At 28.4% G+C, this 15,985-nt stretch carries 17 protein-coding genes; all 17 read right to left on the reverse strand.

The genetic code is table 11. From position 1 onward, the window contains the following. Positions 1–4: 4 nt before the first annotated feature. A complete protein-coding gene (locus IKK64_01395; protein MBR4118715.1) occupies positions 5–553 on the reverse strand; it encodes a colanic acid biosynthesis acetyltransferase WcaF in 549 nt (182 codons plus the stop codon). 13 nt (positions 554–566) lie between these two features. Beyond that, entirely contained in the window at positions 567–1,121 is a 555-nt protein-coding gene (locus tag IKK64_01400; GenBank protein MBR4118716.1) for a putative colanic acid biosynthesis acetyltransferase, read from the reverse strand. A gap of 6 nt (positions 1,122–1,127) precedes the next feature. After that, the gene (locus IKK64_01405; protein ID MBR4118717.1) at positions 1,128–1,442 is read right to left on the reverse strand and encodes a glycosyltransferase; all 315 of its coding nucleotides are present in this window, start codon (positions 1,440–1,442) and stop codon (positions 1,128–1,130) included. Between the two features lie 24 nt (positions 1,443–1,466). Next, positions 1,467–2,237, reverse strand: a complete 771-nt coding sequence (locus tag IKK64_01410) for a glycosyltransferase (protein MBR4118718.1) — start codon at positions 2,235–2,237, stop codon at positions 1,467–1,469. 114 nt (positions 2,238–2,351) lie between these two features. Next, entirely contained in the window at positions 2,352–3,443 is a 1,092-nt protein-coding gene (locus IKK64_01415) for a glycosyltransferase (protein MBR4118719.1), read from the reverse strand. A gap of 87 nt (positions 3,444–3,530) precedes the next feature. After that, on the reverse strand, positions 3,531–4,571 hold the full coding sequence (locus IKK64_01420) for a glycosyltransferase family 4 protein (protein MBR4118720.1): 1,041 nt from the start codon (positions 4,569–4,571) through the stop codon (positions 3,531–3,533). A 70-nt stretch (positions 4,572–4,641) separates the two neighbouring features. Then, positions 4,642–5,199: a four helix bundle suffix domain-containing protein gene (locus IKK64_01425; protein ID MBR4118721.1), complete on the reverse strand. Its 558-nt coding sequence runs from the start codon at positions 5,197–5,199 to the stop codon at positions 4,642–4,644. An 85-nt stretch (positions 5,200–5,284) separates the two neighbouring features. Continuing rightward, positions 5,285–6,508, reverse strand: a complete 1,224-nt coding sequence (locus IKK64_01430; GenBank protein ID MBR4118722.1) for an O-antigen ligase family protein — start codon at positions 6,506–6,508, stop codon at positions 5,285–5,287. 19 nt (positions 6,509–6,527) lie between these two features. After that, positions 6,528–7,490: a glycosyltransferase gene (locus tag IKK64_01435; protein MBR4118723.1), complete on the reverse strand. Its 963-nt coding sequence runs from the start codon at positions 7,488–7,490 to the stop codon at positions 6,528–6,530. Next, a complete protein-coding gene (locus tag IKK64_01440; GenBank protein ID MBR4118724.1) occupies positions 7,474–8,670 on the reverse strand; it encodes a glycosyltransferase in 1,197 nt (398 codons plus the stop codon). The genes IKK64_01435 and IKK64_01440 overlap by 17 nt, the downstream gene beginning before the upstream one ends. A gap of 13 nt (positions 8,671–8,683) precedes the next feature. Continuing rightward, positions 8,684–9,859: a glycosyltransferase gene (locus IKK64_01445; protein ID MBR4118725.1), complete on the reverse strand. Its 1,176-nt coding sequence runs from the start codon at positions 9,857–9,859 to the stop codon at positions 8,684–8,686. Next, positions 9,859–11,022, reverse strand: coding sequence for a glycosyltransferase (locus tag IKK64_01450; GenBank protein ID MBR4118726.1), 1,164 nt, complete (start codon positions 11,020–11,022; stop codon positions 9,859–9,861). Before IKK64_01450 ends, IKK64_01445 begins: the two co-directional genes overlap by 1 nt. Positions 11,023–11,045: 23 nt before the next feature. After that, positions 11,046–12,914: an HAD-IIIC family phosphatase gene (locus IKK64_01455; protein MBR4118727.1), complete on the reverse strand. Its 1,869-nt coding sequence runs from the start codon at positions 12,912–12,914 to the stop codon at positions 11,046–11,048. 60 nt (positions 12,915–12,974) lie between these two features. Next, a complete protein-coding gene (locus tag IKK64_01460) occupies positions 12,975–13,955 on the reverse strand; it encodes a glycosyltransferase (GenBank protein ID MBR4118728.1) in 981 nt (326 codons plus the stop codon). 121 nt (positions 13,956–14,076) lie between these two features. Continuing rightward, positions 14,077–14,586: an RNA polymerase sigma factor gene (locus IKK64_01465; protein ID MBR4118729.1), complete on the reverse strand. Its 510-nt coding sequence runs from the start codon at positions 14,584–14,586 to the stop codon at positions 14,077–14,079. Between the two features lie 124 nt (positions 14,587–14,710). Then, positions 14,711–15,220, reverse strand: coding sequence for an RNA polymerase sigma factor (locus IKK64_01470; GenBank protein MBR4118730.1), 510 nt, complete (start codon positions 15,218–15,220; stop codon positions 14,711–14,713). A 196-nt stretch (positions 15,221–15,416) separates the two neighbouring features. Beyond that, on the reverse strand, positions 15,417–15,983 hold the full coding sequence (locus tag IKK64_01475) for a serine acetyltransferase (GenBank protein ID MBR4118731.1): 567 nt from the start codon (positions 15,981–15,983) through the stop codon (positions 15,417–15,419). Positions 15,984–15,985: the final 2 nt, after the last annotated feature.

Consider the following 15,985-nt stretch of genomic DNA (forward strand, 5'->3'; position numbering starts at 1 on the left):
AATCTTATCTAAACTTTCGTTTTTTTAAAAAAATAGCAGGATTACCTCCTACAATATCATATTCTAGTGTTGTCTTTGTTACAACTGAGTTTGCAGCGACTACAGTGTAATCCCCTAAATGTATTCCAGGTAAGATTGTGGCCGAAGTTGCAATCCAACAACCTTTTCCAATGTTAATAGGTTTAGTTATTAAATTAAATGAATAAGAATCAACATCGTGAGATCCTGTTAGTAACTTTACATCATCTCCTATGCAAGAATATTCATCTATATTTATATAATCTAATGCATATATCCAACATTTGGCGCCAATTGAAGATTTGTTTTTAATACTAAGATTCCATGGATATTCAATAATAGCTGTAGGATTAATAGATACATTCCAATCTATTTTTGCACCAAATAATTTAAGTAGTAATACTCTATATTTTCTAAATATTGAAAAATATTTGGGCGTAAATCTAAAAATAGTTTTATTTATAGATATCCAAAAAGTATTAATTAATTTCTTTGATAATGGTATAGTATTCGTTTGTATAGGGTTATAGTCCATATTGATAAAAGTCTTATAATTGATTTATATATCGCTTCTTTAAAAATACGGCAGGATTACCACCAACAACACTCCAAGCTTCAACATCTTTAAAGACTGCAGCTCTTGCTCCAATAATTGCTCCTTCTCCTATTGTTACTTTCGGTCCGATAAAAGCTTCTGTTGTTATCCATACATAATCGTTAATAATTATTTGAGAAGCAATCAATTTGAAGTCTTTATCTGTGTAGTCATGAGTTGGAGTACATATATAAGCTCCTTGAGATATTGTTACACATTTTCCAATTTTTATAGGTCCAACATTATAACAATTAACATTTGGACCAATACAACTTTTATTACCCATTTCTAAATTATATGGAACCCATATTTTTGCACTATGGTACACTACAGATTCTTTACCTATTTTTGCACCAAATAATTTAAGTAAGAATATTCTCCATTTATTAAAGAATATAGTGGGAAACATTCTAAATAAGGTTATATATGTTATGTTCCATATAATTCTATAACATATGTTTTTTATTCCTAGAGTTCTTTTATATTCTTTCCCTAAATTAATTTTCATAAAATATTAATATACATTGTTATATAAGTCATAAAAAAGAGGAACTATATTTTTAATAGAGTATTTACTCATAACTAAATTAACTCCATTTGTTGCCATTAAATTATACTCTTCTGTTGGAGTATTTAATGCGTTTTTAATAGTATCATATAAATTCTCTTCATTACCATCAATCCACCATCCACATTTATGAGTGTTTAACTCTTCCCAAGGAGTACCATTTGATGCAATACAAGGAATACCCATACTTAAAGCTTCAGGAATAACCATACCAAAATTTTCAGAACGGCTTGGCAAAATCAAATAATCCAATTTCGCCATCTCTTGTAATGCTTTTTCTTTTGGCTATAACCCTGTAAACGCAACATTGTTCATATTGTGCTCACTTACAAAGGTATGTAATTTTTTTGAATATTCACTGTCGTTCCCACCACCAATAATAGTTAACTGACAATTTTTTGTGTAATTACCAAGCTTTTGCCAAGCCGAAAGTAGTACATCAATATTTTTTACAGGGTCAGTTCTCCCCACAAATCCAAAGCGAACAATGCCATCACAGCTAAAAGAGTGTTTTAGTTTGCAATCAATAACTCCGTTAGGGATAACGGCAATAGGAGTGGTAATACCTAATTCTCTTATACATTCAGCCTCATATTCACTTGTTGCGTGTATATAAGCAACGCTTTGCAAGTGTCGTTTCTGAAAAAGTTTAAGAAAAATTTGTTTCTTAAAAGATGTCATTTTAAGAGCATCCTTATTGAGCATACCATGAATGGTAACAATACATGGTTTATCCTCTTTTCTTGCAACTTGTATGGTTTTATAAGTAGGGTAAGTCCAAATACCATTGGCGTGATAAATATCATAACCTCTATTTTTCTCCAAAAACCTTTTCAAATTCTTGCTATAAACAAATTGAGTTTTACCATCAAAAGGCAAAGCATTAATACCATCATAACTATCTCCCAGATATGAATCATCATCAGAGTAGGGCAGAAGAGTAACCATATCAATATCAATACCCCTATCTCTCAAAAGACCATAACTATTCAGAGTAGAGGTAACAGCCCCTCCACTCGACAAATTCAAATCAGTTATGGTCTCAAGTATTTTCACACCAATAAAGTTGTTAGTTGTGCTTCTAATTTGTCCAATTTGACTAATTGGTCTAATAGCATAAAACTTGGTATTATATTATTATCTTTCCTATAATTTCTAATTCTAAAAAGATTATAAAATCTTTTCATAGATTTTTATAATCTTTTTAGTAACAGCGGATACCGAGTAGTTATCAATAACAAGTTGTCTGCCACGTAATCCCATCGCTTTACGATCAGTTTCAGAAGTTGAAATAGCATTTTCAATAGCAGATGCAATATTGTCAACGCCATCATTAATCCACCAACCACAGTTATGGGTATTAAGTTCTTCCCAAGGAGTGCCTTGAGTAGCAATACAGGGTACACCACAAATAAGAGCCTCAGGAATAACCATTCCAAAGTTCTCCGATTTACTTACTAATAGTTGATAATCAAAACTACTAACCATTTCTGTGAGTTCATTACCACTTAAAAAACCACAAAAAACAACATTGTTCAACTCTTTGTCTGCAACAAAGTCAGTAAGTTGTTTTTTGTATATAACATCACCATCTCCAGCGATAATAAGTTGGCAGTTATCAGTTTTACAGCCAAGTTTTGCCCATGCCTCTAAAAGAAGGTGAATATTTTTTATAGGGTTAATTCTACCCACAAAACCAAAACGTTTAACAGAGTTCTCTTTCTCTCTGATAGGAGTTAGTTTTATATCCAAGCAGTTTGGAATAATCTCAATTGGAGTTTTAAAACCAAGAGCCTCAATATATTCTGCCTCTTTACTGCATGTAGCCTGAATAAGAGTGGCATTATTCAAATCTCTGCGTTGAAAAAGAGCAAGAGCCAATCTCTTTTTCCATGGTTTAGAATCCAATCCGGCAGGGTATAGCATACCATGAGGAGCAATAACAAAAGGCTTGTTGTTTTTCATTGCCCATTCCGCAGTAGCATGCGAAGGATATGTCCATAAACCATTGGCATGGTAAATATCATATTGTTTGCCTGTGCGAAGTTTATCCCTAAAATTTTTACTATAAACAAATGGGTTTTGAGCATCATTATCAACAGCAATAATAAAGTTATCATCACCAATAACATCACCACTATTAATAGTTAGCACATCGGCTTCTACCCCTGCATTATTCAGCCCTTTAAGCAGATTATAAGTACACGAAGATGGTCCTCCGCTACTCTTACTTAATCCTGATATTGTATGTAGTACTTTCACTTCGTTTAATTAGGAATTAGTACGTTGCTTCGCAACAATTAGTAATTAGAAATTATTTTTTTCTTTAATAATTATTCTATTTGTGTTTCACAAATTCGTGAAACAATCAATTTGTTTTTTATCTCTCTCCTCAAAATCAAAAGCAATAGCATTATCTCGGTATTGTTTATAATTCTGCTCAATATTATTAATTGCAGAGTTGAAAGAATCAATATTATCCAACTCAAAAGTAATACCGGTTTGGGGCGATATTACCATTTCATTACCGCAACCAACTCTGTCGCTTATAACAACAGGTAATCCCCAATAAATAGCCTCTTCAACAACCAAACCCCAAGTTTCGCTTCTTGATGGCAAAATAAAAACATCGTGTTCTTTGTATACTTCTGGTAGTTTGTCGTTCTCAATAAAACCTCTAAAAGTAATATTCTCTTTTGCTAAGACTTTTAACTCTTGTTCAAGTTCTCCCTTGCCAATAATAGTAAGAGGTTTGCCGTTCTTGTTAAAGCGTTCAATTAAGAATCGCAAGTTTTTACATTCAATCAATCTACCAACATAAAGGTATTTCTTTTCTATTGATATTTTATCTTTATCAATAACCCTTTCAGCTTTATGAAAAATGCCAACCCCACCTGTAATATGAATATCACCTTCAAAACCAATAGCATCAAAAATAGCTTTATGCGCAACTCCTGAGGGTAGGGCAGTAGAACACCTATTTATAATAGCACGTTTAATAAAACCTCTTAGCCCCGAAATATTTGATTCATAAATTGTGCTTTCGCACATCATGCAATTTTTTCTTTTAGGCGATAAAAAGGCATAAACTGAATATTCAGGAACAAACCAACCAGAGAATAGTAATTTGCTATATGAAATTTTTTTAAGAAGTTTTACTAACTTTATAAAACAAGAAAACTTATTGCGTTTAGCGGAATTACCTTCCCATAAAAAAGTATAATCAAAGTTATATGCTTTATTGTCCTTCAATAAGGTGTTTACCGCCTCTTCGCCATAACCATAAAATACCAATAGCAATGATTTTTGTTTTGCAACCTCATTGCACAAATTTATTTTGTAAAACGAAGGTGTATTAGTTAAATATACTATGTCGTAATTTTTTTTCATTTTCTATGAGTTTAGTTAAGTCTTATCAATTGGTCTAATAGGACTAATTAGACTAATTGATCTAATGATATTATTCTTTATTATTTTTGCGATGTTCTATTCTTGCTTTACTCATTTGTTCCCTTATTCCTCCATCTTCAACAAAAGACTCTTGTAAAGAATCAAGTAATTTTCTCAAGAAAACATCTTCTTGGTGAATTAGAGTAATAGCTATATTTGCTATTGTTTCATCGTTTCTTGTTAAAATAGCATTTCTGTAAAATTCAGATTCATTATGTTTTGAGCATATTTTACGAGTTTGAGTAGCTTTGTCGCAATTATAATCCCATTGTTCAAGATCTCTAACTCTTAAATAATCTTCATAGTCAATTAAAAGTTCCTGTAAACTTGCTTTAGCAACATTAATTAATTTAATTTCAGTTTCGCTTGAAGTTGTAGATGCAGAGGACCCTTCTGCAATGTTTTGTTTTCCACTTCTAGCAGCCTGAATCATTTGGTCAATAGTCCTATCTCCTTTTTCAAGAAATTTATGTACAAAATAGTATGTAATATCATAAATGCACTCAGCCTTTTGATATGCAATTAATTTACGATAGTTACCTTTTTGTTTTAAAAACTTTTTTGTCATAACTAATTATAATTTGTCCAATTTGACTAATTAGACTAATAGGACTAATTTAAACAACTCACTCCTAATTCCTAATTATAAAAGATTATCTTTTATAAACAATATTATAAGCGCTATATGCAGCACCAAAAGTTATCCATACCATAAAAAATAGGAAACTTCCTGCTGCAAAAATCTGTCCTTCAGCAATCATATGTACTGCCCAAAAAATTAGGGTTGAACCAATATATACTCCAAATAGTTTGTCTCTTTTTTCAACTTTCCAACTATTTTTTAGTGATTTAAACCATAGAACTAATAATGCAGTAAATCCTAATAACCCTGTCATTGATAATGCTCCTAACCATGATGACCCTGGTTCTACTGTTCCTGTTTCAGTTTTTTGAAATGTAATTCTACCGGTACGTTCATTTACATTAGTAACATATTTGGCATAGCCAAAACCCACACCCACAAGAGGACTGCTTTTAAACTCTCTTATACGTTGACTCCATAACATGTCCCTACTTCCAGTATAATTAATCTCACCTGTTTCTGTTAATTGAGCTTCATTTTTCTTTTCTATACCTTCCATATAACCACCCCATAAGGGATATGTAACAGTCATTAGTGCTATTATAGTTATTGCTATTATTCCAAATTTACGTTTATTATTACTATATAATCTATAAAAGAAATATATTATTGCAACTATAGCACCGGCAAGGGAAACTCTTGATGCAGCCAAAAGAAGAGCAATAAAAGTTATTACAATAAGAGATATAACAATGATCTTATTATACTTACCTAAATATAATTGATATAGTAGAGTTACTAAAGTAACGGCAGATATAGGAGCCAATAGCATTGAGTGATTAGTAAACCCTCCAAAACCTGCAAGTCCTTTTTCTCCTGTAATAATATAAGGTATTGATATAATAATTACAATAGTTAGAAGAATATGAATATATTTATAGAGTATAACTCGAAACTTATCATAAAAATCGGATTGTATAAAGGGGGAGGCTATAAAAGTTACAATTACGAATAATATAAACCTTTCCCAAGGTCTATAAACAGCATTGATGTCATTTAATAATATACTTAATATACATGCAATATAGAGAATAGTCATTGTCATACTTATTCTCTTTATTGTTGATTGAAAGAATGTGGTTAAAAGAGTAAATATTAAAATTCCGTAATATAATACTCCTAAATCAAATGTTTTCAATGATACTGCTTGATTAACTACAGCAAGTGCAGTAATTAATGCAATAATAGTACATGTATTTATATTTTTAATAATATTAGTTTTTACTAATAACATAATCTATTAATTTATTACTCTATACCGAGTATCCCAATTTTATTAATACATCTTTAATATATTTAATTCTTAAATCCCACGATGCATTGTTTATTGCAAAGTCTCTATTTGTATTGCAAAGAGATTGGTAATTTTCAATATTGTTTAAAATATTCTCAAGCTCTATTTCGAATTTGTTCGAACTTAATTCAACAACTGGGTTATATCCACAGAAATCAATTAATTCTTTTGGTGCTCTTCCTACAATTAAAGTTCCTGAAAGCATACATTCCCAATATCTTTGAGTTAATGTTTCAATGTTCCCGGCAATTTCAGGATGAGTATCACATCTTGGATAACAGATTGTTATTTTTGCATTTGCAAGACCATCTGTAAGTTCTTCAAAATCCTTAAAAAGAAGTTTATTGCTTTGAGAATAAAGATGATTGTATTTAGAATCTTTATTAAATTCTTTTATGCCATTGTGTACCCATTCTAATTTTCTTCCTAATTCAAGTATATCTATTTTTCTATCCTTTAAATTAGATCCCATTTTGTATGCTTTTATATCAATTCCTTCTGGTATCCAAAATGAATTAACATACGGAAGGTCCTTTTTTATTAAGTCTCTAGTTTGTGAAGATGTACAAAATATTGTTTGAATTTTGTTCCTTTTTATAGAGTTTAACAATTCTCTATGATATTTTGGCCAACAATCCCATATTATTGGAATTATTTCATGATTATACATGTATGGCCATGCAGTATAATTTGGGTGAGCTCCACAACATACTATAAGAGCCTTGTCCTTTCTTAATTTATTGGGAATAATATAATCTATAAATTTTATTTTTCCTAATATATACCTCAATTTTAACGGAATTTCTATGCCTTTTTTTACTTTACCATTATTTTTTATCCATGATGAAGTTATCCATTGCCGATAAAATTGATAGTCGTTTTTATATGTTTGAGGAATTAACCATCTAACTATTTTGTTCATAATTTATTTTTCTTGTATTATTTAACATTAATAGCCACTCTTTGGATATATTAGAAATCTCAAAATCTTTCGCAGCTTTATGTCCATTTACTGAATATGTTATCAAGTTTTGATTTATCATCCACAACATTATTTCCGACAAAGAATCGGGATCTCCATATTTGAATATCTTACCATAATTGTATTTTGATATAAGCTCTTTTGTTATTGCAAGTTCTGATGCAATAATAGGTAATCCATAACTAATAGCTTCTATTTGTACAATACCAAAACCTTCAAATCTTGAGGGTAGTATAAATATGTCGTTATTTAAATAAACAGACTCAACATCTGTCGTATAATTATGTAATTTTACTCTTGAATTAAGATTGTGCTTGTTTATCTGAGCTTCAATATATTCTCTTATTTTACCTTCTCCATAAATATTTAAATTCCAATCATTATTTTTTTCTGCAAACTTAACGAAAGCATCAATCAGAATGTCAGTTCCTTTGGTCTCTGATAAAGAACCTACATAAACAAAACTTTTATTATTTAATTTAGTTCTAGTGTTGGGACTAAAACTGTTAGCATTATATATTCTTATAGCATTTAATCCTAAATATTTCTTACATTCAAATACGTCAGCATCTGACAAAACGATAATGGAGTCAAAATTTTTATAATAATATTGCCATAATTTTTGCTGATTATTACTTCGTATTTTATAGTCAGATCTAAAATAATCCTTAAAACTTGCATGAGACCAAGCAATAAGTTTTATATCTTTTTTTATAGAATCTTTTATGGCTGCTAACTGAATACAATCTTCAAAGCCAGATGCAAAAACGACAATATCAAAATGGTTAGAATTAATCCATTTAACTATTTTTTTTAAGTATGAATTGGCATATTTAATATAAGGAAAATTTTTTAAAAGAAAGTTGTTTGAAGTTATATTAATTTTTTCTAATAATTTATTTGCAATTTCTCTACGAATTTTTTGAATAGTTGTTAATTCAGTAAATGAAAATTTAATTTTGTTAGTATCAATATTATATACATTTTCAAATGATTTCTCACTTTTAAGACATAAAATTTCAATGTCTATATCTTTTGATAATTCATTTACTAGAGATGAAATTATTCTTGATACACCGCCATAACTAAATCTTTCCCATGCAATAAAACCAACTTTCATAAAATTATTATTATTATTTGAATGTACTGATAATTAAATCTGTCCATTGATTAAGAATATTTTCTTTTGAAAATTTTTCTGAAGATATTTTTGCTTCTTTTGCAAATTTAGTTCTTATATTTTTATTATTAATTAATTCTCTTAAACTTTTTGCATACACTTTTTCATTAAATGCAGGAATAATATAACCATCCTTATTATCTGTTATTATATCATGTACACTGCTATAACTATTAAAAGCCATAGGTACAACTCCGTGTTGCATTGCTTCCGTAAGCACCATGCCAAATCCTTCATATATTGAAGTCATACAAAATATTTGGGCCTTTTCATAGAAAGGTTGAGGATCACAATGACCATGAAAAGAACAATTCTTAATATCTAATTCTTTAGCTAATTCTATAAGATTTTGTTTGTCACGACCATCTCCGACAATATCTAAATGCCAATCTTTTATATCTTTTGTTGCCTCTTTCCATATTCTAAGTAATTTATCACACCCTTTAACTTCTGAATATAATCTACCAACAAATAATACTCTATTATCTTTTGACGGAATATTTACACGCTCATATCTATTCATATTTGGAATGGCGATTAATTTATCTTTGTTCGCTTTGGACGTAAATTTTATAAAATCATCAATAAATGACGGAGATAGAGTTACTATTTTATCATAGTTAGAATTTAATTCTTTATATCTTGATTTAATAATGTTTGTACTATGAATCTTCCTAAATAAAAGAATTATATTATTGTATATATAATTAAAGCACTTATTGTTATATGATTTTTTCATTATGATTCTGTAGTTGTTGATAATTGACATAGCAGAACTATGTTGAACAGCTATCATAACTATATCTTTAAAAAAAATATCTCTTTTCCTAAAAAAACCAAACCTGCCAATTATTTCGCCCTCCCCTTGATCAATAATATGAGTTATATTATTATTTGAAATAATCTGTTTTATATATTCTTGAGGATTATTATCAGGTATAAAATATAAAGGAACTGGAGGAGTATATACATCTCCTAATCGATTTTTATTTTTGCATAGTAATATTACATTAAAACCTCTTTCTTTTAGCCCATTTGCAAGAGAATTTGTAACAAGCTCCATTCCACCCTGTTTAGGCAGAGGTTCATTGCTATTATATATCAATATTGAAGTTATATTTTTTTTCATTAATTAATAATTTTATTCCACTCTTTTAATAATGAGTTATTATCCATATTATGGATAGTTATTTTCCCTCTCTTACCAATAGTTTCTAATTTATTTGGATTGTCAATAAGCCTTTGGACAGCATTAGCCATATCTGTAACACAAAATGGTTTTGTTAGTATGCCATTATATCCATTTTGTATAAGTTCATTCACTCCTACAAAACTATTCATAACAATAGGAGTAACTCCGTATGCCATTGCTTCTGGTATAACCATAGGAGTACCTTCAAAGTTAGATGTCATTAATAATATTTTTGCTCTTTGATAATATTGTTCTGGGTCTGTATGTCCAGCAAAAGTAATTCGTTCTAAATTTAGACTCTTTGAAATAACTTCTAATCTCTCTTTGTCTGTGCCATCTCCAACAATCGTTATATGCCAATCTCTATTCTTTTGTTGAATAACTTTCCAAACTTTTAATATCCTATCAACTCGTTTGGAAGCATAGTCTAATCTACCAACAAATATAATTTCGTTTTGCTTTAATGAGTCAATATTTTTAATATTTTGAAATGTGATAGGATTAGTAATAGATATTAATTTTGAAAAATCCCCATTCTTTACAAGTCTCTTATAATCTATAATATGATATTTAGATAACAATACAACCTTATCTGTGTTATCTAACATATATTTATATCTTGCCTTTTTATTTCTAAGAGCATAGTATTTATTATATGGTGCTTTTATCCATTTAAATATATTAATTGTTGTTGTTTTAAAAGGAGCATTTTTTATTGGTATGTATAGGCTTTTGTAAAAATTTTTAATATCTCCACAAACATCAAAATGTAAATGTGTGATTATTTTTACTCTTTTATCAATGTTTTTATGAGAGAATAAATATATTGAATCTGTATTACCTCCTTCGTTTATAATAATATCAACTTTATTATTTCTTATAAATCCATTCACAAATGAAACATTCTCCTTTGTTGTAGTTTCAGATTTGCTTGGTAAAAATACAGTTTCAATACTTCCCTCTTTTAATGTTGGAGTACAGGCCATATAAAAAAGGTTATGGCCTTGTCGTTGCAAATATTCTGCAATTATACATGCCACTCTCTCTGTCCCTCCGCATTGAGGATTGAGTTGATTGCCAAAGTATATAAGAATGTTCATTACTATAACTAATATTCTCTATATTATTTTATTAATTTAATTATAGCATTTCTAACTAATTTATAAAATTTGCTATCTACCGAAATATATTTTATTAAGATTAATTGAATGTTCTTTATAAACAGAATTAATTTATTTGCATTTGCTGTTTTAATATAATTAAACTCCTCTTTAATTATAGAAATTATATCAGTAGTAATATTATAGTACACTCTGGGTGTATAATGGTTTATATTATTAGTAAAATCATTTTGTGATTTTATATGTTTTGTAACTTCTATATATTTTATATGAGGGTTAGTTAAGGCGTATTCTTTTATTTTTGAATTTAGTTCTTTGTGGTAAATATGCCTATCCATATATGATGATTCTGTTTCTTTATCATATTTTATTTCAGATCCTAATAATAAGCATATTGTTTTCTTATTTAGTTGTTTGCTAAGGAAATCGAGAAATTGAATATATTCATCGGGGGTTATCCTTCCACAATATTCATAGTTTCTACAAAAATTATCAATATCTTCTTGGGTTAGTTTAAAACCATAACAAGGGACTTCTCCCATAATATATTTCTTATGAAAATTTTTATCTGTTAATGGATAATCATAATGTCCAAAGGCTATTTTTTCTCCAGTTAATTTTCTCTTGTATATACCAATATTTCCATTTATTAAAGTTGATAAGATTATAAAATCGTACTTGTCTGAAAATATATTTGTATTAAAGTTATTCTCTGATAAAAAAGAACATTCTTTAAAAATCCTATTTAAACGGTCTTTATCTAATGTTTTGTAGGTTAATATGTGAATAGGGTGATTATGAGTTTCTATACTTCTGCCTTTATCATCAAGAAATGTAAACTCTGTATCAATATTAGCACCGATTTTGAGATATGTTGCCATATTACTCATATCGCATGGACCTTTTATTAAAATATTAATCAGATATTTGTTGTCCGATTTTATTGTTGACTTGTTAGTATTCTCATTATTATTATCCTCAAATATCCAATCAGGAATATTGTTGTCTAATTTGCCTATTACAGGTTGAATTATGTCAATAGGTAAATTTCCTAATTTATTGTAAATATAGTTTTCAATACCTTGTCCTATAGTGCGACAAGAAAATAAAAAATGTTCAAATCTCTGTTCTTTTATTAGGTAGAAACCTACAATTCCATAATCTCCGAACTTGTCTTTAACAGTAACGTATCCACAATCATCACAATTTTCAATTGATTCTAATAGTTCATCTTTAGATACTCTAATCTTTGTAAAATTAAGTTGATTTGTCCTGAGAACTAATTCATGTATTCTGTCTAAATTATTTATACAATCTTTCTTAATTTGCACAGATATGTTACAACTTCTTAAAAAAGATTCATTATCTGGAAAAGATAAGGATTCGTTATGCTTCGCTTCAAGTGTTTTATATTGATTTAGTCGTTTATGGGTTAAGTCATTTTTTTCTACTTTGTTATAATAATTAAATAAATCGTTTATAATTGATGGCTCATGACACATTATTCCATCACAATAGTGTTCAACTTCTTTCAAGTTTTGAATATTGTCATCTATAAATAGAACGTTAGGAAACCTTAATGACATTGAAGAAACTATATCGTATACTCTTTGTCCTTTTGGATTCCAATCAATTGACTTAAAAACAAAATAACTATCAATCCCAAATTCTTTAAGTTTTGATTCTACTGGTTCGATATCGTTTTTTGAACAAATTGAATTAATAATTCCACAATCTGTTAGTAACTTAATAAGGTTTATATTTTGTGATGAAATATGTACTTCTCCTTCAGAAAGAGTACCTTCCCATAATGTTTCATCTAGATCCCAAATTATTAGTTTTATTTTTCTAAAATCTATATTTTTATTCATTTCTATTATGTTACTGATATTAAATAATTTTATTATAACGGAAATAACTATATTACTATATTAATTGTCTCTTGTAAAGATAGTTTGGAATTTAAAAATGTATTTAGGACCCAAGACACAGCCTATAAATGTTTTAAATTTTAGAATAAAAGGAATATTCTTAGTGCATTTATACCATTCTTTAAATGTTATTCTAATAAAAAAATTATTATTATAAAATTGACAAATATCATTAGTGTAATATCTTCTAATCATTGCGGAATAATTCCACATCGTACAAATATAATTTTTGATAACTAAAGATCTTAAATCTTTATAATTATATGTATATGATAAATATTTGTAATAACTATCAAGAATAGAACAAATCTTTTTATATGGTATAGCAGAATTTGATATAGAGCCTTCTCTATACCTATAACCATAATATCCAATTTCCGAAACTTGCAATTTATTAGTATTTTCCACAATTTGTGGTATTATGGCAATATCCTCGCTAATTTGCCCTAAAGGGAAACGTATATTTTTAAATATTTCTGTTTTAAAAACCTTATCACAACAACTAACATGTATATTTTCTGTTAAATATCCTTCCAATATATCTTGTTTGTTACAATATGTTTTAAAAGGATATTCTCGTTGGTATTCTTCAGTAGATTTCCATTTATGAATAACATCGTACTGAACTATATCAATAGAATTATCATTATTGAAAATCGTTATTATTTTGTCGTATATATCATTTTTTAGTAATACATCATCACTATCTATAAATGTTATATATTCCCCTTTTGCAACGTCTATGCCAGCATTTCTTGCAGAACTTAACCCTCCATTCTCTTTATGAATAACCTTAATTCTTTTGTCTATTATAGCATATTCATCACAAATATTTCCGCTGTTATCGGTACTACCATCATCTACAAGAATTAATTCCCAATTTTTATAAGTTTGGGATAAAATGCTATCAATACATTCTGTGATGTATTCTTCTACATTATATATAGGAACTATTATGCTGATTTTAGGAGCGTTATTCATAATACATTTGTTCTTTATGTTTATAATTATTACTTAAATAACCGAATGCCTCAAAAACTAAAGATTTTTTTAGCCGAAAAATCTTTATATACTTTTGAGGCATACAATTTATTTAACCTTGCTATAAATAATCCTTAAACCGAATTTTCAAATTTTGTCTTATGTGAAAAATTCTGCTCTTTACCGTACCTATAGGAATATTCAAATCATTGGCAATATCCTTATATTTATAACCTTCCACATACATTTCAAAAGGAATTTGATACTCTTCGGGAAAAGAAGCAATTACATTTTTAATCTCTTTTACAGTATAAGTATAGTCTGGATTATAACCATCCGAAGAATTTAAAAGATTTAACGAGATAAAATCGTTTGTAGAATCAACTAATGATCTAAAACGCTTAACTTTTAGATAATCATTAATAAAAATATTTTTCATAATAGTAAAAGCCCATCCCTCAAGATTTGTATTCTCAATAAACCTACCTCTGTTATAAAGAGCCTTTAAAATTGTATCTTGCAACAGATCTAACGCACAATCCCTATCGGATGTAAACTTAAAGGCAAAATTGAAGAGTCTGTCATGCATCTCCAATAACCTCTTAACAAACAAATCTTCACCAACACTCATTACAATAAAATCTTATCTTTATCCATTTATGAACAAAAATATATAAAAAATATTTAATATCTGATTTTTATGACAAAAAAATACTTAATTCTTGATTTTTAAGTAAATAAGGTGTCTATACCCTCTATAAATAATCTTTACGAAATATTTTAAATTTACGACTTATAAAAAATATTCTACTCTTTACCGTACCCAAAGGAATATTCAAATTATTAGCAATATCCTTATAATTATAACCTGCCACATACAACGAGAAGGGGATTCTATAATCCTTAGGAAATAAAGCAATAGCATTACTAATCTCTTTTATTGAGAAATAATCATTGGGATTATCGGATGTCAACAAATCTGGGATGTTTAACAAATTCAGAGCATTGGAGTTATTAGAAAAAGTTTTGAAACACTTATCACATAGATATTCGTTAGTAAAAGTGTTCTGCATAATATCGCACGCCCAATCTTTGATATTGGTATTCTCCTTATATTTATCTTTGTATATAAGTGTTTCTAAAAATGTGTCTTGCAAAAGATGCAAGGCTAAATATCCGTCCTGAGTAAGATTTAATGCAAAATTGTATAGGCTGTCTTGTATTTCCAATAATTTCTTTACAAACAAACTGTGAGCCACTTCCATTTTATAAAAATTTTAAATGTTTACTATAAAAACAAATAAATATGAAAATTGTTCACTATAAATAAAAATTTTTTTGAAAAAAACCTTTTTCTTTTGCTTTAATGGTATTTAAATACTAGAATAACAGTAGTTATAGTAAAATAAAAACAATTTCTATATTATAAACTGGTATTATAATATTTAACTTCATTCTTAATTATAAATTTTCGTAAACCCTTTTATCTCCGCGTTTTACTATATATGCAGGAACTCCAACAACAGTAACATTATCAGGGACATCTTTTATAACAACTGCATTTGCTCCTACTTTAACATTATTCCCGACTTTAACTTTCCCTATAACTTTTGCTCCGCAAGTAATAAGAACATTATCTCCAATAATTGGAGCGTTGATTCCATTATATCCTATGGTTACTTGTTGGTTAACAAAACAATGTTTTCCAATTTTTTTTGCTGCAATAACAGTCGCAAAGCCATGCTGTATAAACAACCCCGGACCGATATCTTCAGTCCAAATATATAGAGTTGGTAATGGAGGAGCAATCTTATGCATTACTGCTGAGAATATTCTAATCCCACCCAACCTATAATAGAATAAGTTTCTGAATTCAGGTTTGTATAACAATAATTTCTTTATAATTTCAGAATACGAGCCTTCCCATTGAAGAATTTCTTTCCAATGGTCTACATCAATTTCTATAATCTCCTTTTTAGAACTTCTTTTATAAAAAAATATGTGAATATTTAATAATAGATTAATCATAT

The organism is Bacteroidales bacterium (assembly GCA_017521245.1).
GTDB lineage: Bacteria > Bacteroidota > Bacteroidia > Bacteroidales > G3-4614 > Caccoplasma_A.